At 71.9% G+C, this 22,748-nt stretch carries 17 protein-coding genes, 1 tRNA gene, 1 other RNA gene and 1 pseudogene; 8 read left to right on the top strand and 12 right to left on the bottom strand.

Annotated features, from left to right (window positions below):
* Positions 1-73 precede the first annotated feature (73 nt).
* Positions 74-168: signal recognition particle sRNA small type (gene ffs, locus ACIG36_RS20225), an RNA gene on the bottom strand.
* Between the two features lie 121 nt (positions 169-289).
* On the opposite strand from ffs, the gene ACIG36_RS20230 reads away from it, so the two are divergent.
* Positions 290-377, top strand: a tRNA-Ser gene (locus ACIG36_RS20230).
* A gap of 395 nt (positions 378-772) precedes the next feature.
* On the opposite strand, the gene ACIG36_RS20235 is transcribed toward ACIG36_RS20230, so the two are convergent.
* The gene (locus tag ACIG36_RS20235) at positions 773-1,480 is read right to left on the bottom strand and encodes a Crp/Fnr family transcriptional regulator (RefSeq protein ID WP_399929383.1); all 708 of its coding nucleotides are present in this window, start codon (positions 1,478-1,480) and stop codon (positions 773-775) included.
* A gap of 635 nt (positions 1,481-2,115) precedes the next feature.
* Between ACIG36_RS20235 and ACIG36_RS20240 the strand changes: the two genes are divergently transcribed.
* The 3 genes from ACIG36_RS20240 (at position 2,116) to ACIG36_RS20250 (ending at position 6,585) form a co-directional block, all read left to right on the top strand.
* Complete coding sequence (locus ACIG36_RS20240; RefSeq protein ID WP_399929385.1) at positions 2,116-2,940, top strand: alpha/beta fold hydrolase; 825 nt, start codon at positions 2,116-2,118, stop codon at positions 2,938-2,940.
* 397 nt (positions 2,941-3,337) lie between these two features.
* Complete coding sequence (locus ACIG36_RS20245; protein WP_399929389.1) at positions 3,338-5,371, top strand: helicase-associated domain-containing protein; 2,034 nt, start codon at positions 3,338-3,340, stop codon at positions 5,369-5,371.
* A 122-nt stretch (positions 5,372-5,493) separates the two neighbouring features.
* Positions 5,494-6,585: a PP2C family protein-serine/threonine phosphatase gene (locus ACIG36_RS20250; protein ID WP_399929392.1), complete on the top strand. Its 1,092-nt coding sequence runs from the start codon at positions 5,494-5,496 to the stop codon at positions 6,583-6,585.
* Between the two features lie 116 nt (positions 6,586-6,701).
* Here the strand turns inward: ACIG36_RS20250 and ACIG36_RS20255 are convergent, their stop codons facing one another.
* Genes ACIG36_RS20255 through ribA form a run of 9 tightly spaced genes read right to left on the bottom strand, consistent with a single transcriptional unit; the run spans position 6,702 to position 15,599 of the window.
* On the bottom strand, positions 6,702-7,985 hold the full coding sequence (locus ACIG36_RS20255; protein ID WP_399929395.1) for an MFS transporter: 1,284 nt from the start codon (positions 7,983-7,985) through the stop codon (positions 6,702-6,704).
* Between the two features lie 11 nt (positions 7,986-7,996).
* Entirely contained in the window at positions 7,997-8,734 is a 738-nt protein-coding gene (locus ACIG36_RS20260) for an SAM-dependent methyltransferase (protein WP_399929398.1), read from the bottom strand.
* Positions 8,731-9,345 carry a serine O-acetyltransferase EpsC gene (gene epsC, locus ACIG36_RS20265; RefSeq protein WP_399929403.1) on the bottom strand — a complete coding sequence of 205 codons (615 nt, stop codon included), beginning with the start codon at positions 9,343-9,345 and terminating at the stop codon, positions 8,731-8,733. Before epsC ends, ACIG36_RS20260 begins: the two co-directional genes overlap by 4 nt.
* Positions 9,342-9,938: an NADPH-dependent FMN reductase gene (locus ACIG36_RS20270; RefSeq protein WP_399929406.1), complete on the bottom strand. Its 597-nt coding sequence runs from the start codon at positions 9,936-9,938 to the stop codon at positions 9,342-9,344. Before ACIG36_RS20270 ends, epsC begins: the two co-directional genes overlap by 4 nt.
* Complete coding sequence (locus ACIG36_RS20275; protein ID WP_399929409.1) at positions 9,938-11,194, bottom strand: ATP-grasp domain-containing protein; 1,257 nt, start codon at positions 11,192-11,194, stop codon at positions 9,938-9,940. The genes ACIG36_RS20270 and ACIG36_RS20275 overlap by 1 nt, the downstream gene beginning before the upstream one ends.
* Position 11,195: 1 nt before the next feature.
* Positions 11,196-12,266, bottom strand: coding sequence for a PLP-dependent cysteine synthase family protein (locus tag ACIG36_RS20280; protein WP_399929412.1), 1,071 nt, complete (start codon positions 12,264-12,266; stop codon positions 11,196-11,198).
* Positions 12,263-13,264 (bottom strand): formylglycine-generating enzyme family protein, encoded by a 1,002-nt coding sequence (locus ACIG36_RS20285; protein ID WP_399929415.1) that lies wholly within the window; start codon positions 13,262-13,264, stop codon positions 12,263-12,265. Before ACIG36_RS20285 ends, ACIG36_RS20280 begins: the two co-directional genes overlap by 4 nt.
* Positions 13,261-14,946 carry a WD40 repeat domain-containing protein gene (locus tag ACIG36_RS20290; RefSeq protein WP_399929418.1) on the bottom strand — a complete coding sequence of 562 codons (1,686 nt, stop codon included), beginning with the start codon at positions 14,944-14,946 and terminating at the stop codon, positions 13,261-13,263. Before ACIG36_RS20290 ends, ACIG36_RS20285 begins: the two co-directional genes overlap by 4 nt.
* Positions 14,943-15,599, bottom strand: a complete 657-nt coding sequence (ribA, locus tag ACIG36_RS20295; RefSeq protein ID WP_399929422.1) for a GTP cyclohydrolase II — start codon at positions 15,597-15,599, stop codon at positions 14,943-14,945. Before ribA ends, ACIG36_RS20290 begins: the two co-directional genes overlap by 4 nt.
* A 234-nt stretch (positions 15,600-15,833) precedes the next feature.
* Here ribA and ACIG36_RS20300 point away from each other — a divergent pair.
* Positions 15,834-17,065 (top strand): annotated as a pseudogene (locus ACIG36_RS20300) (dihydrofolate reductase family protein).
* Between the two features lie 28 nt (positions 17,066-17,093).
* On the opposite strand, the gene ACIG36_RS20305 reads toward ACIG36_RS20300, so the two are convergent.
* Complete coding sequence (locus ACIG36_RS20305; protein ID WP_399929425.1) at positions 17,094-18,101, bottom strand: AraC family transcriptional regulator; 1,008 nt, start codon at positions 18,099-18,101, stop codon at positions 17,094-17,096.
* 253 nt (positions 18,102-18,354) lie between these two features.
* Between ACIG36_RS20305 and ACIG36_RS20310 the strand changes: the two genes are divergently transcribed.
* The 3 genes from ACIG36_RS20310 to ACIG36_RS20320 all read left to right on the top strand — a co-directional run bounded on the left by ACIG36_RS20310 (position 18,355) and on the right by ACIG36_RS20320 (position 22,684).
* Positions 18,355-19,635, top strand: a complete 1,281-nt coding sequence (locus ACIG36_RS20310; RefSeq protein ID WP_399929428.1) for a flavin-dependent oxidoreductase — start codon at positions 18,355-18,357, stop codon at positions 19,633-19,635.
* 124 nt (positions 19,636-19,759) lie between these two features.
* A complete protein-coding gene (locus ACIG36_RS20315; RefSeq protein ID WP_399929431.1) occupies positions 19,760-21,244 on the top strand; it encodes a 4-hydroxyphenylacetate 3-hydroxylase family protein in 1,485 nt (494 codons plus the stop codon).
* Between the two features lie 33 nt (positions 21,245-21,277).
* Entirely contained in the window at positions 21,278-22,684 is a 1,407-nt protein-coding gene (locus ACIG36_RS20320) for an MFS transporter (protein WP_399929434.1), read from the top strand.
* Positions 22,685-22,748 lie beyond the last annotated feature (64 nt).

Genomic DNA, 22,748 nt, shown 5'->3' on the forward strand with positions numbered 1-22,748 from the left:
AGTTTCCGGGCCCTCACCGGCCCCTGCCGGCCCGGCCGACCCCCGTCGGCCCGGGGAAACAGCCCCGGGAAACACAAGGGCCCCCCACGCACCCGCCAGAGCCCACTTACCCTTGCTGCCTTCCGGCCCTGGGGGAGTTGGGTGAGATAGCGCCACGTGAGGGGCTTGCCCCCACCCTAGCCGATGCCGGGGGGTGCGTGGCCACCCCCGACCCCGGGAACCCCCCGTCGTGATCTTCATTCGCGATCAAGGTCGCGAGCACTGCCCGGAGTCTTGTATTGTTTGCGGCGGAGGATTCGCCTAGAGGCCTAGGGCGCACGCTTGGAAAGCGTGTTGGGGGCAACCCCTCACGAGTTCGAATCTCGTATCCTCCGCCAGTGCCTCACCGGGCACGATGTCGAAGAGCCCCACCGCTTGCGGTGGGGCTCTTCGCGTTCCGTGGTTGCCGTTTTGGTTGCCGTTGCCGCCTGCGGTCGCGAGCGAACCGGGACGCACGGCCCGGATCAGAGGCCGGCCCAGGACGGTCCCTCCGGATGCACGGATCGGACGTGACGTGCGGCACGCCCGCCACGGAGTCTGATCGCGCCGTGGCCAAGGCCCATCGACGGGCGGGCGCGGACAGACAGCGCGTGACGCACCAAGAGCGGAGTGTCGGCGTCGGCGGGCCGCGCCCGCAGCCGGTCGCCCTCGGTACGACGGAGGCGACCTGATCGACGCGCCCCGTGGGCCTCGCTGGGCGAGAACGCCCCGGCGTCCACGGGTCATGCTGCGATCAGCCGGATTCGTCCCTGAGCCGTGGGGCGTCGAGTACGGTGATGCGTCCTCGGGCGAGGCGGAGCAGGCCGCGGTCGGCGAAGTCGTGCAGGACTTTGGTGGTGGTTTCGCGTGAGGTCCCCGCCAGGGCGGCGATCTGTTGATGCGTCAGGGCGATCTGCGGCCGGCGCGGCGCCAGAGGGCGCGGGCGGACTTCGGCCGCGAGGGTGATCAGGGTGGCCGCGATGCGCTGGGGCACGCTCTTGAAGATGCTGTCGGACAGGCGTTGCTCTATGTCGGCGAGGCGGCGGCCGAGGATTTCGGTGATGCGGGCGGCGACGCGAGAGTCGGACAGCAGCAGGCGGCGGACGTCGGCGCGGCTCATCACGCAGACGGTGACCTCGTCGAGGGCTTCGGCGAAGTTGTCGTACATGCGCTGCCCCAGCAGCACCATCTCTCCGAAAATCGTGCCGGGGGAGATGATCGCGGTGGTGAGCGCCCGGCCGTCGGCGGAGACGCGGAAGACGCGGACCCGGCCGCGCTTGAGGATGAAAATGGTCTCGCTGGGCTGGTGGGGCGAGTAGAGGACCTCGCCCGCCAGGTAGCCCTTCATGGGTGCCGCCGCGGCGATGGCGTCCATCTCCCGCTCGCTGAGGTCGCGGAAGATGTCGACATCGGAGATGCACCAGGTGCGGTCGTCGTCCGGACCGCCGGCGGCGTCGGTCACGCGGACGTCTCTTTCGATGCCGGGTCCGATGCCGGATCCGATGCTGGTGGAGGCTTCCCGTCGGCCCGGAGCCCACGGCGGCGGCGCCGTGCCCCAGGCCGGGTGGGCCAGGGCGTCGGCTCCTGCCGCCAGACAATAGGCGGCGGACCGGGTCACGGGTGTGTCGCCAGGCGGTCCGCCGCCCCCGCCCCGCTTTCCTCCCCTGTGGGGGCCGTCGCGCCGGCCCGGGTCATGAGTCGGCAGCCTGGCGGTCATGGTGGACGGCGTGGTGGACAGCGGCGTATGTCAGGCCCAGGAGACCCCGCCGCACCCTGGCCGCCCTCACCAGCCCCGCTCCTCCTCGACCTCGACCGGGCTCCGGAACGCGACGCGATTCTTGATCCGGCGGGCCGGCGGGCCGGGGTGCCGGCGGGCTGGGGTGCGGGTAGTACCACGCCGCACCTGGGATGCTCCGGGCACCGACACGGATCGTCGTTCCCGCGTCGCCGACTTCCCTCCCCGCCGGGGCGACTTGATCCGTTCCGGGGCACGGGGCGTCAGGAAGTGCGGCGTTCGGCCTACCGCAGTTGCACCGGCCGGGCGTGTGGTGCCTCATTGGTTCCAGCGGCCGTCGCCGGCCGGTAAGGAGACCAGGTATGCCACGGGTCGGAGTGAACGGCGTCGAACTCTTCTACGAGGCGGGCGGGGACGGCGATCCGCTGGTGCTGGTGCACGGCTCCTGGAGCGACCACGCCGGCTGGGCCCCGGTGCTGCACGCCCTCGCGCTGAGGTTTCGGGTGCTCGTCTACGACCGGCGGGGGCACAGCCAGAGCGAACGCCCGCCAGGGCAGGGATCCCGGTTCGAGGACGAGGAAGACCTGGCCGCTCTGATCGAGACCTTCGGGTTCGCGCCGGCGTACGTCGCGGGCAACTCCTTCGGCGCCTCGACCGCACTCGGCCTGGCGGCCCGGCGGCCCGAGCTCTTCCGGGGCCTCGTCGCCCACGAGCCACCGCTCATGGGCATCGTGGCCGATGATCCCGAGCTGCGGCCGCTGATGGCGGCCACCGGAGAGAGGATCGAATCCGTCCTCGCCCACCTGCGCGCGGACGAGACCCTCGCGGGTGCGCGCCAGTTCGCGGAGGAGATCGCCCTCGGGCCCGGGGCCTGGGAGCAACTGCCGGAACAGCTCCGCGAAACGTTCATCGCCAACGCCCCCACCTTCATGGACGAGCAGGCCGACCCGGGGTGGGCGGATCTCGACCTCAGCCGCCTCTCCAGCTATACCGGACCGGCCCTGCTGACGAAGGGAACGGAAAGCCCACCGTGGTTCTCCACGATCACCGCCCGGCTATCTCGAGCTCTGCCCCAGGCAGAGACGCACACCTTCGAGGGAGCCGGGCACATCCCCCACATCAGCCACCCGGACGCCTACGCGGAGCGCGTGACCAGCTTCATCGAAGGGAACAACCGGCGTTCATAGTCCCTGCGGTACCTGCCACCCCAGCAGAGGGGCGCGGCGGCGGGGAGGCGGTGCGGATGTCGTACGGATGGTCGGCCGCAGTCTCGAACTTACCCACCCAACCGGCCTGGCCAAGGTCTGGATGTCGTTTCCGATGAGCGTTCGCCTATTCGAGGGATGCGGCGAACACGGTGCCCGCGATGCGCACCATGCTGATGCCTCGGGGTCCCGTGCAGTGTCTCGGGGCCACGTCCAGCCACAGCGGTTGCTCTTCCACAGCGGGGTGTTCGGCATCAGTAAGTCCGAGGGATCAACACTGGCCGCTTGGCTGCACGGTCTCGAGGCCGCGCGGCTGGAGCGGATCCTTGTGATCCGCCCAGATGTTGCCTGTGCGCCGGAGCCGCAGTCGGTCAGCGAAGTGGCGGACCGTCTTCAGCGCTTCGGGTCGGTGGCGCTCGTGGTGCCCCGGCTCGCCCTGCCGCACTTACAGGTGACCGCGGCCCTCGCGGCGCTGGGGCCCGCGCCGCGCGATGCCCTGGCGGATCGGCTGGGGGCGGCGGCCGGGGAGCTCGCCGACGGGCTGGACGCGACGCTGGAGTCCCTGGCCGATCATGCGCTGGTCTGGCAGGACAGCAAGGGGCTGCTGCGCATGGTGGCTCCGCTGCGGGAGGCGTGGGGCGCCCCACCGGAGGTGGAGCCGCCGCCGGACCGGCTACCGGATGGCGCGGCATCGGACGAGCCGAGCCGGGCGCCGGTGGCGCCGGCGAGCAAGCCTGGTGGCAGCACGCGGCGGCGCCCGTTCCAGCCCACCCCACCCGCCGCGGCGTCGGTGTCCGTCACACCGGCGGACGTGGAGAGGGAGGCGGCCGCCGCGGCCATGGTCCTCGGCGCTCACGCCGCCTCGGTCCTGGCGGTGTGCGCCGCCTCTCCACCGGCCCTCCTGAAGGCCGGTGGAATCGGAGCACGCGAGCTGGCCAGGATCGGCAGGGCGGCGCGGTGCGACGACGTCGTGGTGCGCATCGTCCTGGAGACGGCGTACGCGGCCGGTCTGCTGGCCCGCGACGATGACAAGGTCGCGGCGACGGAGGGCTACGACGCCTGGGCCGGCCGGGAGCCTGCCGAGCGGGTCGCCGTGCTGCTTCAGGCGTGGCGGAAGCTGCCGCTCACCCCGACTCGGGCCCGCGACGAGGAGGGCAAGGCCCTGCCCGCCCTCGCCGGGACACCGCCCCGTGAAGGCTGCCTCCTGGCCCGGGACGGGCTCCTGGCCGCCGCGGCACGGCTCCCGGCGGGGCAGGGGGTGAAGAACGTCGCCGCGCTGGGGTCGTTGATCGCCTGGTACCGGCCGCTGGCCGAACAACTCTCTCAGGACGTCACACGGTTCGCCACCGTGATCCGCGAAGCGGAACTGCTCGGTGTGCTCGCCCGCGGCGCCCTGTCCCCCATCGGGACCGCTCTGCTGGACGATGAAGACGATGACACCGGCGCACTGGCCGCCGCCTGTCAGCGGCTGTTGCCCGCCGCCACCGCGGCTGCCCGCTTCGGCGCCGACCTCACGGCCGTCGTCTCGGGCACACCCTCCGCTCGCCTTGCCGCACTGCTGGATTCCGTCGCCGATCGGGAAGCGGTCGGTGCGGCGTCGGTGTGGCGGTTCAGCCCGGCCACCGTGCGCCGCGCCCTGGACACCGGTCGCGACCCCGGCTCGATCGTGGGCGATCTGGCCGCCGTCGCCGTCGAACCGCTGCCTCAGCCGTTGTCCTATCTGATCCATGACACGGCGCGCAGTCATGGCCGGTTGCGCGTCGCAGACGTTGCCTGCGTGATCCACGGCCACGAGCCCGCGCTGCTGGCCGAGTTGGCCGCCCACCGGGAACTCGCCGAGCTCGGACTGCGGCAGCTTGCGCCGACGGTACTGGTGAGTCGAACCCCGTGGGAACGGACCCTGGCGGCGCTGCGGACCGCCGGCTACGCCCCGGTAGCCGAGACGGCCGACGGGGCCGTACGCATCGAGCGTCCCCCGCGTCGCCGCGCGGCCGCCCCTGTCCCACCACAGCGTCCGCCCGGCGGCGCCGCCCTCCGGAGCGCGGGTGGCCGTGCGCCACAGGCTCCGGCGCCGGCCGATCCCAGCGCTCTGGCCGCCCGGCTGCGGGCCGCCCCGCTGGCCACCCCGCGGCCCGACCCGGACAACGACGTACCCTTCGCCACCGACACCGAAGAGATGATCGCCGGCGACGCGCTTCATCTGACCCTCACCGACGTCCGGCAACTGGCCCATGCCGTCAACAAGGGGCACACGGTCAGCATCGAGTACGTCACCGCCTCCGGCAACCGCACCGTACGCACCCTCAGCGGACTCGAACTCGACTGGCCCTACCTGTACGCCTGGTGCCACCTGCGCAACGACGAGCGCGTCTTCGCCCTCTCCCGGATCCACGAGGTCATGCCCGTCCTGTGATCAACGGTCGGACTGGAGGCCGCACGGGAAAGCGCGTTTGAGGGAACCCCTGTTCGGATTTCGTGCCCTCCACGCCACCCTCTGGAGCGCTGCGTCCATTTTGTCTGGATATGCTATGAACCGTGATCAAGCCTGGACGGCCACGGCTCCGTCGTCGCCACGGCCGGGGACCGCTGATTCTGCTGTCCCCGGTGATCCTGACCGTGGTCATCGCCGCCCTGGCGTACACCACTCCCCCGGACATGGCCTTCAGTCGCCTCCTGCCCGCCGCTCCCGCCCTCGCCGCCGCCATGTGGCCCGTGCTGCCCACCGCCCTGCTGGGGACGGTCTGCCTGTTCCTGATGATCGGCCTCGGCACCGTCTTCCCCGACCTGGGGACGGGGTACACGGCGGCGGGGATCGTCGCGGTCACCGTGGCGGCCGCGTACGGAAGCCACGTCCGGCTGCAACGGGAGCAGACCCTCTTCCAGGTCCGGCTCGTCGCCGACGCGGCGCAGCAGGTCGTCCTGAGCCCGATGCCGCGCCGGTTCGGGGGCATCGAGATCGAGTCGCTCTACCTCGCGGCCGCGGCGGAGGCCCGTATCGGCGGCGACTTCTACGAAGTGGTCGACACCCCGTCCGGGGTCCGGCTGCTCATCGGCGACGTGCGGGGCAAGGGCCTGCCGGCGGTGGGGTCGGCCGCGGCGATGGTCAACTGCTTCCGGGAGGCGGCCTACGACGAGGCCGACCTGGACGCCGTCGCGCGTCGCCTGGAGGTCAGCAGCACCCGCTACAGCGCCGCGTTTCCCCCCGAGGATCTGGTGGAGCGCTTCGCCACCGCGCTGCTCGTAGAGATCCCCCACGAGGGCAGCCGGATCAAGATCCTCAACTGTGGCCATCCCCCGCCGCTGCTGCTGAACCGCGGGGAACTGCGCGTCCTGGAGCCCACCGCTCCGTCGCCGATCCTCAACCTCGCGGAGCTGATCGGCGACTGCTACAGCATCGACACCTTCGGCTTCGCCCCCGGCGACCTGCTGCTGCTCTACACCGACGGCGTCACCGAGGCCCGCAACCGCGACGGCGAGTTCTTCCCGCTGGCGGCCTGGATGAGCCGGCAGCCCCCGGCCCGGCCCGGCGATCTCGTCGACTCCCTCCACCGTGATCTCCTCCACCACAGCAGGGGAGACCTCGACGACGACATCGCCGCTCTCGCCGTACGCCTGCGTGAGCCGTGAGGAGCCGTGAGGAGCCGTGAGGAGCCGTGAGGAGACGCACCTGTGCCGCACGCGCGCGTGCCCTGCCGGCCGTACGCGCGCGTGCCTGCCGGTCGTACGCGCCTACGGCCTACGGTCTACGCCGCCGTACGGGCGCCGGCCCCGCGGCTGAGGGCCAGGGCGAACACTCCGGCCGCCAGTGCGGCCACACCGCCGCAGGCGAGGACGCCCGCCCTGGCCCCGTAGTGCTCGACCACCCAGCCCACCACCGGGCCGCCGATGGGGGTGCCGCCCGTGTAGACCAGCATGTACAGGCCCATGACGCGCCCGCGCATCGCGGGGTCGGTCGCCAGCTGCACCAGCGAGTTGGCCATGGTGCTGAAGACGACGCTCAGCAGGCCCACCGCGACCAGCACCAGCCCGAACACCCACAGCGCGGGGGCGAGCGCGCTCAGCATCTCCAGGGCCCCGAAACCGGCCGCCGTGGCCACCAGGAGCCAGGGGCGGCCGCCGCGCCGCCGGGCCGACAGCAGCGCCCCGGTCAGGGCGCCGACGCCCACCGCGGTCGTCAGCCAGCCGTACTCCTTGGCGCCGCCGTCGAAGACGTTGTACGCGAAGCCCGACAGCAGGGTCGGGAAGTTGAAGCCGAAGGTGCAGACGAAGCCCACCAGGACGATCGGCCACAGCAGCCGCGGATGTTCCCGCACGTGCCGCAGGCCGGCCCGGATCTGGCCCTTCTCGCGCGGCTGCGGGCGCGAGGGGTGCAGCTCGGCGGTCCGTACGGCCAGCAGGGAGGCCAGCACGGCCACGTACGACAGGGCGTTGATCGCGAACGCCCAGCCGCTGCCGATCACCGCGATCAGCGGGCCCGCGACGGCCGGGCCGAGCAGCCGGGCGCTCTGGAAGTTCACGGCGCCCAGGCTGACCGCGTTGCTCAGCTTCTCCGGGCCCACCATCTCCACCACGAACGTCTGGATCGCGGGGTTGGTGAAGGTGTTCATCAGGCCGAGGAGGAAGGCGAAGCAGTAGACGTGGACGACGGAGACGACGTCCGTCAGCGTCAGGACCGCCAGCGCGGCGGCGAGGACGCCCATCGTGGTCTGCGTCGCGAGCAGGATCCGCCGCTTGGGGTACCGGTCGGCGGCCACGCCCCCGAACAGGCCGAAGAGCAGCACGGGCAGGAACTGCAGCGCGGTGGTGACGCCCACCGCGAACGTACTGCCGGTGAGGGAGAACACCAGCCAGTCCTGGGCGACGAACTGCATCCAGGTGCCGGAGTTGGACAGGAACTGCCCGATGAAGAAGTACCGGTAGTTCCGCACCCGCAAGGAGTCGAACATGGGACCGGCGCCGGCGGCCGTACCGGCGGAGGCCGGGGAGGCGGCCGCGGCGGTGCGCTGTCCCTTCGGTGCGTCGGTCATGGCGCCCGCCCTCAGGACTCGACGCGCCGCGCCAGCACCAGCAGGTAGGCCAGCCCTGGCAGTTCCCTGCGCACCAGGCGCGTCGTGGTGACGGCGAATCCGGCACCGGACAGCAGCTCCGCCGCCTCCTGCTCGTTGAACCAGCGCGAGAGGCGGCCGTCGTCGGCACGGTTGAGGACGCCTTCGGCGAGCTCCTCGGCGGTGGTGAACAGGCTGATGGCCAGCAGGCCGCCGGGGCGCAGCCGCCGGCGCACGCCCGCCAGGTACGCCGGGTAGTCGGCCGGGTCCTGGTGGTGCAGCACGCCGTTGTCGACCGCCGCGTCGAACACGGCGGGGCCCTCGCCCGGCTCCGGTTCCGATTTCGGTTCCGACTCCGGCCCCTGCCCCCGCTCCGACCCCGCCTCCGCCCCCGACTCCGTGAAGTTGCCGACGACGAACTCGACCCTGTCGCCCCAGCGTTCGGCGAGCGCGTCCCAGTCGGGCAGGCGGACGAGGTCGACGACGGTGACCCGGTGGCCGGCGGCGAGCAGCGCCTCGGCGTCCCGGCCGCGCCCCGCGCCGATGTCGATGACGTGGCTGCCGGGTGCCAGCTCGGCGGTGAGCATGGGCACCAGCAGCCGCATGGCGGGCTCCTCGCTCCACGAGTCCGCGCCGTCCTCGTAGCGCCGGCTGAAGGACTCCCGCAGGACCTCGCGGTAGCCGGGGCCGCCCGGCGTGGTGTTGTCGACGCCTGTGCTGCTGCTCGTCACGCGCTTCTCTTCCTTGTCACGTCCGTAGTTGTCACGCCGGTCGTTCCCTGCGGCACCACGACAGGCCTGTCCTTCTGCTGGACCTGGCTCTTGGCCGCCCACACCCGGCTGCCGGCCGGGACGTCGGAGGTGACCAGGGAGTGCGCGCCCACCATGCTGTCGTCGCCGACGCGCACGGGCCCCAGGACTGAGGCGTTGGCGCCGACCACGACGCGGTCGCCGAGCGTGGGGTGCCGGCGTTCGCCGGGCGCCCTGCGGCGGTCCCGCCACCAGCCGAGTGCGCCGAGGGTGACCTGGTGGTACAGCGTCACGTCGTCACCGATGACGGCGTCCTCGCCGATGACCACGGCCGCGCCGTGGTCGATGAACAGCCGCCGGCCGACGCGCGCGCCGGGGTGGATGTCGACCCCGCCGGACAGGAACCGGCCGACAAGTGACAGCACTCGTGCCGTCACCCGGTGTCCGCGCGCGTACAGGCCGGAGGCGATCCGGTGCAGCCACAGCGCCGGCAGATGCGGGGCGAGCAGGGCCTCGCCCCGGCTGCGGACGGCCGGGTCGCGCTCGACGACGACCTCGAGGTCCTCTCTCATGCGCCGCAGGGGGATGCTCACGCGGCCGCCTCCTCCTTCTTCTCCTCCTTCGGCCCCAGGCGCATGGCCCGGGTGAAGGCGGCCAGCTGGTCGGCCATGGCGGCGCAGCGGTCGTGGACCGCGCCGGCCGCCTCGAGCGCGGGCCGGCCGGCCGCGTCACCGGTGAAGTCCTGGGCGACCGTGCTGACCTGCGCCGGTACGGGCCAGCCGCCCAGCGCCTTGACCACCTGGCGCAGTTGCTCGCACGCGCCGGCGGAACCACGTGGTCCGCCGGCGTTGGCGGCGAGGCCGACGGCCTTGCCGTCGAAGGTGTCGTACGGCAGCAGGTCCAGGGCGTTCTTCAGCAGCCCCGAGTACCCGGCGTGGTACACGGGGGTGCCGAGCACCACCGCGTCGCACGCGCGCGCCGCCTCGAGGAAGCTCCGGGCCCGCGGTACGGGGTGGGGGGCGTCGCTCCAGTAGTGGTCCGGGTGGCTGGGCGGGAGGCCGGCCTCGGCCAGGTCGACGAGGGTGATCCCGAAGCCGCGCTGTTCCAGCAGGCCGGCGATGTGCTGGACGAGGGACCGGGTGTGGGAGCGTGGGCTGGGGCTGCCGACGACACACAGTGCGTGCATCAGCTCACCACTCCCTCCGGCTTCGCCACGTTCACCTCGGTGAGGTCGTGGGCCGCCTCGGCGGCCGCCCGTGCCTCGGGCGCGGTGGCGCCGGTGGTGATGACGAAGCCGAGTCGGTCGAAGTTGTCGCGGGCGGGCCGCACCCGCCGGCCCGGACGGGCGTGCAGCATGATCTCCGCGACGCCGGGGGCGCGCCGGGCGGCGTCGGCGTCGATGCCGGTCAGGACGCCGGTGGCGGGGGCGGTGAGCGCCCGGATGCAGCCGACGCCTTGTGTGGCGGGCGGGGTGGGGCTGCCGCCGAGGGCGAGCTCGATGACGTCGTGGTAGACGTTCCGGCCGAGCACGTAGTTCATCATCGTGGGCACGTAGCCGCCGATGAGCCGTCCGTTGATCTCGATGATCTGCGGGCCGTCGGGGCCGAGCACCACCTCGGTGTGGGTGTGCGAGCGGCGCACGCCGACGGCGTCCAGCGCCTGGGCGCACACCCGCACCACCGCGTCGCGCACCTCGTCGGTGAGCTCGGCGGGGAAGCAGCCGCCCAGCTCCACGGGGTACGGGGGCGGGCTGAGCATTTTGTCGACGCAGCCGTAGGCGTGGTGGACGCCGTCCACGGTCAGCATCTCGCAGCTGACCACGGGGCCGGGGACGTAGCGCTCGAGCAGCACCACGCCGGTGCCGGCGATGCCGCGCCCGTAGGCGCGGGTGCCGATGACGGCCTCGGCGAGCTCGGCCACCTGGCCGGGGCCCTCGGCCACGCCGACGTGGAGGGAGCCGAAGCCGTCGGCGGGCTTGACCACGACGGGGTAGCCCAGCTCGTCGGCGGCCGCCACGGCCTCCTCGGTGGTCAGCGCCTGGCGGAAGCCGGGCTGGGGGACGCCGGCCCGCTCGAGGTGGTGTCGCACCTCGTGCTTGTCGCGCAACCGTTTGGTGGTCTGCGGTGTTTCAAAAGGCAGACCGAGGGCGTGGGCGGCCTCCGCGATTGCGGGGAGGTGGCCTTCGCTGAGGGCGAGCATGCCGTGCACGGGGTGCTCGCGGTGGAGCTGCTCGAGCGTGCCGAGCAGGCTGCCGGCGTCGGCGGTGGTGATCCCGGTGAGCACCCGGGTGGCCGCCTTCAGCGCCTCCTCGCCGCCCTCGGCCGCGAGGTAGGGGTCGAGGGATTCGGCTACGAAGGTCACTTCGTGGCCGAGCGCCACGGCCTCCTGGGCGATCTTGAATCCGGCTGTGGGGGTGGTCTCGACAAGAACCAGATGCGCCATCTCACTCACCCCTGCCTATCCGCTCCCACTCCTCGGGCGTCCCGGCGTCGGGGAGCACGGTGACGACCGTGGCGGACGGCGGGAGGGTCGCCGCGACGGCCCTGGCCGTCAGCCAGTTGGCGGCGGCGGAGCTGCCGATACGGATGCCCGTGAGGTCGAAGAACTCCGCCATGCCCTCGAGGGCGCGGGGGTACGAGACCGTCCGGTGCTCGATCTCATCGTCGTGAAGCGTGACGAAAGGCTGCCTGATGCCATGTCCCATACCACCAGAACCACCGTATTTCGGCAGGCCGTTGGGCGGCTGCTCGCTGCCGTAGGGAAGTTCGTCCGGGGTGACCCCGACGGCCCGTACGCCGGGGAAGCTCGCGCGCAGTGCGCGCAGGACGCCGACGAGCGTGCCGCCGGTGCCGATGGAGGCCACCCAGACGTCCGGGCGGGGGCCGCCGGGCAGTTCGCCGAGCTGGCGGACGATCTCGGCGCCCGTGGTCCGCTCCTGCAGGAGGAGGTTGGCGGTGTTCCTGTGCTGATAGAGCAGCGTCCAGTCGCTGTCCTCGGCGGCGATGCGCAGCGCCGTGCGCACCACTTCGAGGAAGCCGCGTTCCTTGTCGACGAGGTCGACGTGGGCTCCTCGTGCGTCGAGGGTGTCCAGGAGGCTGCGCGGGCTCGCCGAGGACAGCACGAAGCGGGCGGTGACGCCCAGTTCGGCGCACAGGTGGGACAGGGCCTTGGCGAGGTTGCCGCCGGAGTACTCCAGGACGCGGAGTTCGTCCAACGGGCGGTCGCCGTGGGCGTGCAGCGCGCTGCCCAGCAGGGCGTACGCGACCCGGTCCTTGATCGAGCCGACGGGGTTGTGCCATTCGGCCTTGGCCAGGACGGTCGCGCCGCCGTCCGGCCCCGGCAGCGGGATCAGGGGGGTGTCGCCCAGGCGGGCGGCGAACCGTCCATAGGCGGGGTGGCGCTGCTCGAGCGCCGCGTAGTCCACGCCGTCCCCCGGGACCGCCCGGTCGTCGAGGGCGAAGGGTGCCTCGAGTGCCAGCGGGCCGGTGGCGGCGGGGCCGGGGGTGGGGGTCATGGTGTCTCCGCGAGTCGGAAGCCCATGGCGTAGATGGGCTTGCGGTACCAGCCGTGGCGCCGCCGGCAGCGGGCCAGGTCGCCGAAGCGGGTGAAGCTCCCGCCGCGGGCGACCCGGTAGGGGCCTTCGGCCACCAGCAGGTCGTCGTCGATCGGCTCGCCGCCGGGATAGGGGCCGTAGGCGTCGGCGACGTACTCCTCGACGTTGCCCGCCATGTCGTCGTTGCCGAACGGGGACCGCCCGCCGGGGTACACGCCGACCGGGGTGGTGGTCAGCGGGCCCTGCTCGACGGTGTTGGACAGCTCGGGGCGGAAGTCCTCGCCCCACGGGTAGGCACGGCCGTCCCCGCCGGAGGCCGCGTACTCCCACTCCGCCTCGGTGGGCAGCCGGAAGGCGCGGCCGGTGCGCTCGGACAGCCACTGGGCGTAGGCGTCGGCGGCCTCGGGGGGCACGGTCCACACCGGGTGGTTGGCGAGGTGGTCGGGGTAGGCGCCGAACTGCCAGGAGGTGGGCAGCCAGTGGGTGCCGGTCTCCTCCGCGAAGAGCCGGTACTCCGCGTTGGTCACGGGGTAGCGGGCGAGGCGGAAGGCGGGGATGTCCGCCTCGTACCGGGGCGTCTCCTTGGCGATCCACTCGGGCAGGACGCCGACGTGCCGCCAGGCGGCGGTGACGGGCTCGACGCTCTCCTCGGCGAGGCCGAGCCGCACCCGGCCCGCCGGGACGTCGGTCATGACCGGGTCCAGGGGCCGGATGCGGGGGTCGCCCAGCAGGGCGAGGAGGGTGCCGGCCGCGTACCGGTGGGTGAAGGGGCGGCCGGCGTGCTCGGCGACGGCCGCCAGGTCCTCGGCGGGCAGGTGGGCCAGCTCCCGGTGGGCGGCGGCGAGCGCGGCCCGGTCGAGCCGGGAGACGAAGGAACGGGGCAGTCCCATCGCCTCCCGGTCGTCCAGGGTGTTGGGGTTGGCCGTCAGCGTGGCCGGGGGCGTCGGCGAGGCGGTCACGCCTGCCCCGGGGTGATGCGGTGGACGTCGCCGTCGTAGGAGCTGGCGAGGAAGATCTTGTCGTCGGCGTCGTAGTGGAGGGAGGAGATGCCGGCCGTGGTGGGGCGCAGCACGGTGCTCCAGGCCGCGTCCTGGCGGTCGTAGATCGCGACGAGCCCGTTGTAGGCGCCGGTGGCGATGTAGCGGCCGTCGGTGGAGGCGCTGACGCTCTTGATCGAGTGGTCGTGCGGGGTGTCCAGCACCTGGGCCTCGGCGCCGGTCCACACGCGCAGCTTCAGGTCGCGGCTGACGCTGGCGAACTCGCCGTCGGCGAAGCCGACGCAGCCATTGGCGATCCGGTCGTGCGCCTCGGCGACGCGGGAGATCTCGGTGAGGGTGGTGGTGGAGAACCAGGCGGCCTCGGCGTCGGCGCACACGGAGAAGATGACGTCGCCGGAGACGGCGACGCCCTTGACCGCGTTGGTGTGCAGCTGCAGGGTCGCCTCGTGGCGGACGGTGCCGTCGTCGGTGAGGGAGAACACCAGGCCCTCGCCGGTGTAGGTGCCGATCACCACGTGCGGGCGGCCGTCGCGGACGAAGGCTGCGCCGCAGTTGAGCGGGGAGCGGTGCTGGTGCAGGACCTCGCCGGTGAACGCGTCGAAGACGGTGCCCATCTGGCCGCCGGTGACGACGCGGTCGCCGACGGGGGTGAGGAAGTTGCACAGGCTGCCGGTGCGGGCACGCTCGGCGCCGTCCTGCCACAGGATGCCGGCGTCGCCGATGGTCAGGGTGGTGCCGCCGTGCGTGATGACGGCGTTGGCGCCCTGGGTGGCATCGACGCCCGCCAGGTCCCACTGCTCGCTGTCGATGCGGTAGGTCGCGTAGGACGAGCCGAAGGTCGCGAAGACGAGCGTGGTGTCGTCGAGGAAGGCGCACGAGCGGGGCCAGACATCGCTGGGCAGCGAGGAGGAGGCCACGGGGGCGAGCCCGGCGGAGGTGTCCCACACGCGCAGGGTGCGGTCGTAGCTGAGGCTGACCAGCAGCTCGCGGGCGCCGTTGTAGACCAGGCGCTTGATGCCGGCGTCGTGGGCGGGCATGGTGCTGGTGCCCTCGGCGGTGACCACGACGATCTCGCCGTCGTCGTTGCCGGCGTAGACGGTGCCGTTGGAGGCCAGGGCGACGGTGTCGGTCTCGACGCCGCCCAGGTCGATGTCGGCGACCATCGAGCCGGACGCCAGCGACCAGCGCTTGATGGTGCCGTCGTCGCTGGAGGAGACGATCTCGTCGTCGCCGGCCCACACCACGGAGATGACGTCGGCGGTGTGGCCGGTGAAGGTGGCGCGCAGGGCGCCGTCGAAGCCGTAGACGCGGACCTTGTGGTCGCGGGAGGCCGTGGCGATCAGCGGCTGGGAGGGGTGGAAGACCGACATCTCCACGTCGTCCTCGTGGTCCGCGAGGACGGCGAGCAGCTTGAGGTCGGGCAGCGACCACAGGCGGGCGGTGTAGTCGCTGGAGGAGGTGACGAGCAGCTTTCCGTCGGGGCTGAACGTCACCTGGTTGGCGAGGTGGTCGTGCTGGCTGCGGGCAAGGGGGCGCTTGTCCGCGGCGTTCCACAGGATGACCTGGTTGTCGTAGCCGGCGGTGGCCACATAGGTGTTGTGCAGTGCGGCGATGCCGCTGATGGGACCGCGGTGGCGGATCACAGGGTCACCCTTCCGAGATCAATTGCATGGTTCGTTTCGGAGACCTTGGCCTCCAGATACCGGTAATTACTGGGGTTCACATGCGCGCCCGTGGAAATGCTGTCCCGCACCCGGATGCCGAGCCCGGCCAACTGCTCGGCCTTGTCGGGGTTGTTGGAGAGCAGATCGATTTCCTCGGCGTCCAGGCAGCGCAGCATCTGGGCCGCCGAGAGGTAATCCCGCTCATCGGCGCCGCGTCCCAGCCGGATATTCGCCTGATAGGTATCGTAGCCCTCGTCCTGCAGGCGATAAGCGTCGAGCTTGTTGTACAGGCCGATTCCGCGCCCTTCTTGGCGCAAATACAGCAGATAGCCGCCGCGCTCGTGGATCAGCGCCAGGGCCTCGCGGAGCTGCGGTCCGCAATCGCACCGGAGCGAGCCCAGCACATCGCCGGTGAGGCATTCGGAGTGCAGGCGCACCAAGGGCACGCCGCCTTCCGCGTCGCCCAGCCGGATGGCGAGGTGCTCGCGCCCGTCGGCCAGGCCCTCGAACGTGATGAGTTCCGACTCCACCGGCGCGTCGAGGCCGATGTCGAGGGGAACCCGCGTGCTGCTGCGAACGGCGACCAGAGCGGAGGTCGGATACTCCTGCTCTCTTTCGCTGACCTTATTCACTGTCAGTCTCCTACTTTTTCACAGGTCCGACCACCCAAATCCCCGCTGTACACAGCGGGGTTATCCAGACCATGATCACCTTAGGGTCGCCCCCGCAATTCGCAATACCGTTTGTGGCCTGCATCACATCACCGGAGCAACTATGGCTGATTCCCACCGCCTTACCGCCCGACATCGCACACTCGATCACCGCGCGACCAGCGCCGACGCGGCCGCGGATTCGGGGTCGGACACATGAACATTCAGTCGTCGAACGACGAGTTCAAGCCAGGTTCGACTACGCGTCCGTACGCCCGCCCGCACGTGCTACTGAGCGTCGCGGCCTCGATAGACGGCTACATCGACGACGCCTCGGCCGGCCGGCTGATGCTCTCCGGCCCCGAGGACCTCGACCGGGTGGACCGGGTCCGCGCCGGGTCGGACGCCATCCTGGTCGGCGGCGGCACGCTGCGCGCCGACAACCCCCGGCTGCTGGTCAACGACCCCCGCCGCCGCGCGGCCCGGGTGGCCTCCGGCCGGCCGGAACACCCGCTGAAGGTGACCGTCACGGCCGGCGGCGACCTCGACCCGGCGCTGCGGTTCTGGCACTGCGGCGGCGGCAAGGTCGTCTACACCACGGATGCCGGCGCCCCCCGGGCCCGTGCCCGGCTCGGCTCGCTCGCGGACGTCGTGAGCACCGGTCCCGCCGTGGACTTCGGTGCCCTCCTCGACGACCTCGCCGCACGCGGCGTCCGCCGGCTGATGGTCGAGGGCGGCGGCACGATCCACACCCAGTTCCTCGCCCAGGGGCTCGCGGACGAGCTGCATCTCGCCATCGCCCCGCAGTTGGTCGGCCAGCCGGCCGCCCCCCGCTTCCTGGGCCCCGCCGACTACCCCGGCGGCCCCGCCCGCCGCCTCACCCTGCTCGCCGCCGAACCCGTCGGCGACGTCGTACTGCTCCGCTACGCGACCAAGGACCACCACCCCACCAAGGAGACGCCCGCGTGACGACCACGACCACGACCACCCCCCGGCCCCCCGGCCCCGGCGACCACCAGTGGCTCGAGCTGGCCGTCGAACTGGCCCGGCAGTGCCCGCCCTCGCGCACCGCCTACTCCGTCGGCGCCGTACTCGTGGCCGCCGACGGCACCGAGATCGCCCGCGGCCACAGCCGCGAGGACCACCCCCTGTCCCACGCGGAGGAGGCCGCCCTGGCCAAGGTCGCACCCGACGACCCCCGGCTGGCGACCGCGACCCTCTACAGCTCCCTCGAACCCTGCTCCGTGCGCGCCTCCCGCCCCCGTGCCTGCACCCGCCTCGTGCTGGAGGCGGGCATCCCGCGGGTGGTCCTCGCCTGGCGGGAGCCGGCGCTGTTCGTCGCCGACTGCACAGGCGTCGAACTGCTGGAGCAGGCGGGCGTGGAGGTGGTCGAGCTGCCCGCCCTCGCCGACGCGGCGCGCGCGGTCAACGCCCACCTGGACGTCTGACCGCGCGCGCCACGCGCGCGTGCCGCGCTCAGCTCCGGGCGCCGGCCCCCGCGCCGGCCCGGGGCCTGCGGGAGTATGCCGCCGGCCGTGCCGAGGCGTGGGACTCCCGCGCCTGCCGCCGGAACTCGCCCGGCGGCAGCCCGAACGCCTTGCGGAAGGCCAGGTGGAAGCCCACCGCGCTCTGGTAGCCGACGAGTTCGGGAATGGTGTTCTGCGGCACCGAGGTCTCCGACAGGAGCATGGCCGCCTCCTGCATCCGGCGCTTGGTCAGGTGCTGGCCCGGCCCCTCCCCGACCAGTTCCCGGAAAGCCTTGGTGAACGCCGAGCGCGACATGCCCGCCTGGCGGGAGAGCGAGTCGATCGTCCAGGGCTCCGCGTACTCGCGGTAGATGGCCAGCAGGGCCCTGCTGATGCCGGGGTGGCGCAGCGCGGAGAGCTCCGAGGAGCTCTCCGCCAGGTTCTCCAGCGCCACCCGCAGCGAGAGGACGAAGACCATCTCGAACGCGCGGGTGACGATGAGCTGGGTGCCCGGCTCGTCGCGCGCGGTCTCGGCGGTGATGCTCTCCAGGGTGCGCGTCAGCAGCGGTTCCTTCTCCAGGGTGCCGCGCTCGAGGAGGATGACGTCCGGCAGCGCCTGGTAGACCGGCGGCTTGCTGACGGCGTCGTAGTGCAGGCTGCCGCACAGCAGCTCGGTCGCCGGCCCGGTGGTGCCGATGTCGACGATGCCGGACGCGCCCGGCCGCCGGTCCGGCAGCACCGCGTCCAGGGAGGTGCCGTGCGGGATCGCGCGGTCGGCGATGGTGTGGCCGGTTCCGTGCGGAAAGACCGCCAGATCCCCCTCCCTCAGGGTGATGGGGGAGGAATCCTTCGCGAAGCTGACACAGCACTCATTGCGCAGCACGTAATGGATGACCGCACAACTCTCGTCCTCCCCCTGAATCGCCCACGGGCCGCGGGCGCGCCATCTGCTGTGAAAGACGCTGTGCAGTCGCAGCGGCATCAGCAGGTCGCTCAGTGTGTCGTCTACGCCAGTCATGGACGATCCTTAAACGCGGACGGCTTCTTGATAGTTGAATCTTAACTATGGAACCGGACAGACTCCCTACATCGAAGGAAGATTGATCGACGGGGGATCGAATATGGGGTTCCGCTTATGACTTCGCCAAGGTCGGCGCGTCCGTTCGCCGGCCACACGTGAAGATCACCACAGGCATGCGGCCCGGCGTGGAGTCACGGAACCACGCGTAGGGCGGATCTGACGCGTTCAGGTCACGGGGGTAGGGGGATCCGTGGAAATTCTTGTCGCGGGGGCGGGAATCGGCGGACTGACGGCCGCGCTCAGTCTCCACAATGCCGGATTCGAATCGGTACGCGTCGTCGAGGCCGCGCCACGGCTGCGGCCGCTCGGCGCGGGCGTCAATCTGCTGCCCAATGCGGTACGCGAGCTGGCGTCACTGGGGCTTTTCGGGGAACTCGACAGCGCTTCCGTCCAAACGTCACAAGTGCGCTATTACGGCCGCGCCGGCGGCCTCATCTGGCGCGAGGGCCGGGACCGGGCGGCCGGATACCGCTGGCCGCAGCTGTCCCTTCCGCGCGGCCGCCTCTACGCCGTGCTGGTCGACGCCGTGCGCGACAGGCTCGGCCCGGACGCCGTCACCACCGACGCCCGCCTGACCGGCTTCACCGCCTCGCCCGACGGCCGGCGGGTGCGCGCCCACCTGCGGCACGGCGACGGCCGTCCAGGCTCCCCCGTCGAAGCGGACGTCCTCATCGGCGCCGACGGACTCCGCTCGGCCGTACGCGCCACCCTCTACCCGGACGAGGGCACGCCCTCGTGGAACGGCATGACCGTCTGGCGGGGCACGACCGCCGCGCCGCCCTTCCTCGGCGGCACCTCCATGGTCGTCACCGGCGACGGCACCCAGAAGGTGGTCTGCTACCCGGTTTCCCAGGAGCCGGACGGCGACGGCCGGGTGCAGGTCAACTGGGCCGCCTCCCGGCCCGCCAAGGGCGGCCCCGACGCCGACCGCAGCGACTGGAACAAGCCGGTCGACCCCGGGAAATTCCTTCCGCACTTCCGCGGCTGGGATCTCGGATTCCTCGACGTCACCGGCCTGCTGGAGAATTCGTCCGGCGCATTCGAGTACCCGATGCTCGACCGCGACCCGCTGCCGCGCTGGACATTCGGCAGGGTCACTCTGCTCGGCGACGCCGCGCACGCCATGTGCCCGATGGGCTCGGGCGGAACCACCCAGGCCATTGTCGACGCCCGCGCCCTCGCCCATTACCTCGCCACGGCCGGTGACCTCACCACCACGGGCGGCGTGGAAAAGGCCCTGACGGCCTACGAGGACGAACGCCGCCCGGCAATGACCGAACTGCAGCTGGCCAACCGCAATATGGGGCCCGAAATCGTCATCGACATGCTCTACGACCGCGCCCCCGACGGATTCGAGCGCGCATCCGATGTGCTGTCCGCCGCGGAACTGGCCGGCGTGGCCCGCCGCCACGCGCGGATCGGCGCCTTCGATCCCGACTCGGCCAACGCCGCGTCTCCCTACGCCGTCTGAGCGCCGACGGAACGCCTCACGAACGGCACTTCCCCACACGTAGAACACACGTAGAACACACGTAGATCACACGCAGCACCCACGTACATCACACGTAAATCCGCAGAACCCCACCAGGAGAACAATGACTCGCGCCGGACAGGAATACATCGATTCGCTGCGCGACGGGCGGGAAGTATGGATCGACGGCGAACGCGTCGAGGACGTCACCCGGCACCGCGCGTTCCGCAATACCGTCCGTTCCATCGCGGGCCTGTACGACATGACCCACGACCCGGCCTTCCGCGACATCCTCACCGTGCGGCCCGCCGGCTCCGACGTGCGCGTGCACCGGGCGTACGACATTCCGCGCAGCTACGAGGACCTGGTGGCCCGCCGCAAGGCGTTCAAGGCGTGGTCCGAGGCCAGCTTCGGATTCCTCGGCCGCTCCCCCGACTACATGGCCGCCGGCATCGCGGGCTTCGCCGCCCTGCCCGGCCTGTTCGCCGGCAGCACCTTCGACGGCACAGCCAACCTGGACGCCTACTACCGGCGCATGTCCCAGGGCGACCTCTACCAGTCCTTCACCCTCGCCAACCCGCAGGCCGACCGCACCAGGGCGGCCTCCGAGCAGCAGGACGAGGACCTGTACATCCGGGTCGTCAAGGAACTCGACGGGGGCATCGTCGTCCGCGGCGCCAAGATGATCGGCACCGCCGCGATCTTCGGTGACGAGATCATTGTCGGCACCATCGAGCCGCTGCCCGCCAAGGACATCGACTACGCGATCAGCTTCTCGGTCCGCCTGGACACCCCGGGCCTGAAGTTCGTCTCCCGCGCCTCCTACGAGGCCGGCGCGCGCAGCGTGTTCGACAACCCGCTCTCCTCGCGCTTCGACGAGAACGACTCCATGCTCATCTGCGAGGACGTCTTCGTCCCGTGGGAGAACGTGCTGGTCTACCGCGACACCGAGGTCGCCTTCGGCCAGTGGTGGAAGACCCCGGCCTACTGGAACTTCGTCCACCAGGCGGCCACCCGCTTCTGGACCAAGCTGGAGTTCCTGGTCGGCCTGGGCATCCTCATCGCCAAGGCCAACGGCACCTACGAACTCCCGCCCGTCCAGACGCAGATCGGCCGCCTCATGGGCTGGCTGAACATGGCCAAGTCCATGCTGCTGGCGGCCGAGGCCTCCTACGAGCCGGTCCCCGGCGGCGACGGCGCCGTGCAGATCAACAAGGAGATCGCCTCCGCGCACCGCTTCATGGCCGCGGACATCTACCCCAAGGTGCTGCAGGAGATCAAGACGCTGGCCGGCGGCGGCCTCATCCAGCTGCCCGCCTCCGGCTTCGACCTCGGCCACCCGGTGATCGGCCCGCTGGTCGCCAAGTACGTCCGCTCGCCCGGCGCGGACGCCGAGCAGCGGGTGAAGCTGTTCAAGCTGGCCTGGGACGCCCTCGGTTCGGAGTTCGCCGGCCGCCACGAGCAGTACGAGCGCTTCTACCACGGCGCCCCCCACATCTACCTGCCGTCCATGGTCCGCGACGGCAGCCCCGAGCTGTGCGAGCGGCTGGCGCAGGCCTGCCTCGACGGCTACGAACTGGCCGAATCCCCCGCCGGCTTCGGCGCGTAGGGCCGCCGGCCCCCACACGGAAGGTGATCCCCCATGGTGCGCAACCGGTGGCGTGCGCTCGCACTGCTCGCCTGCACCCAGTTCATGCTCATCCTCGACACGGCGATCATCAATGTCGCGGCGCCGTCCATCGGTGACGAGCTGGGCATCTCGCCCGCCGGCCTGTCCTGGGTGGCGAACGCCTACCTGATCACCTTCGGCGGTCTGCTGCTCTTCAGCGGCCGGGCGGCCGACCTCTTCGGGCGCCGGCGGCTGTTCGTGCTGGGCCTGGCCGTCCTGGTGGCCGCCTCGCTCGCCGGGGCCCTGGCCGGCGACGCCGGCTGGCTGATCGCCGCCCGCGCCGCGCAGGGCGTCGGCGCGGCGCTGGCCGCCGCGTCCGCCTTCGCGCTGCTGCTGACGCTCTTCGCCGACGGGCCCGACCGGCACAAGGCGCTGGGCATCTTCGCGGCGATGGCCGGGGCGGGCGGCGCCGCCGGCACCGTGCTCGGCGGGGTCCTCACCAGCTGGCTCGGCTGGCGCTCCACCTTCGCCCTCAACGTCGTGGCCGGCCTGCTGCTGATCGCCCTCGCCGTACGCATGCTGCCCGAGGCGCGGCAGGAGGGCGGACAGCGGTCCTTCGACCTCGCGGGGGCGCTGACGGTGACCGCCGGGCTGGGTCTGCTGGCGTACGCACTGGTGGGCGCCGGCGAGGCGGGCTGGACGGCCGCGGCCACGCTGGTGCCGGCCGCGCTGGCGGCCGCGCTGCTGGTGGCGTTCGTCGTGATCGAGTCCCGGGTGGCGGCCCCGCTCGTCCCGCTGAAGGTCTTCGCCCGCCCGACGCTGCGCCTGGCCAATGTGCTCGGCGGCCTGTCCCAGATGGCGCTGTTCCCGATGTTCTTCCTGGTCAGCCTGTATATGCAGGCGGTGCTCGAGTTCAGCCCGGTGGCGGGTGGGCTGGGACTGCTGCCGCTGTCGCTGGTGGTCGTGGTGGTCGCCGGGTCCACGGACCGGCTGATCGGCCGGTTCGGTCTGCGCCCGGTGATGACGGCGGGCTTCGCGCTGGTGGCGGCCGGACTGGCCTGGCTGGCGCGGCTGACCGCGGACGGCTCGTTCACCGGCGACGTGCTCCTGCCGAGCCTGGTGCTGGGCGTCGGCCTGCCGCTGGTGGCCGTCACCACCAATGTGGCGGCGACCATGGACGCCGACGGGCACGAGACGGGCCTGGCCTCCGGGCTGATCAACACCAGCCAGCAGTTCGGCGCGGTCCTGGGCCTCGCGGTGCTCTCCGGCGTCGCCTCGGCCCGTACCGAGGCGGTCGGGGGCCCGAAGGAGGCGGCCCTGACGGCCGGCTTCCAGGCGGCGTTCTGGGTGGCCGCCGCCGTCTCCGCGGCCGCGGCGCTGCTGAGCCTGGCGCTGCGCGAGCGGACGAACGTTAACCAGCCGCAGTTGGCTGCTAATTGAAGGCTTCAGGGGCACCGGTCAGGCTGGGCCCGACGGATGAATCGGCACAACACGCCACGTCCCC

This window comes from Streptomyces sp. NPDC053048 (assembly GCF_044547045.1).
Classification (GTDB): Bacteria; Actinomycetota; Actinomycetes; order Streptomycetales; family Streptomycetaceae; genus Streptomyces.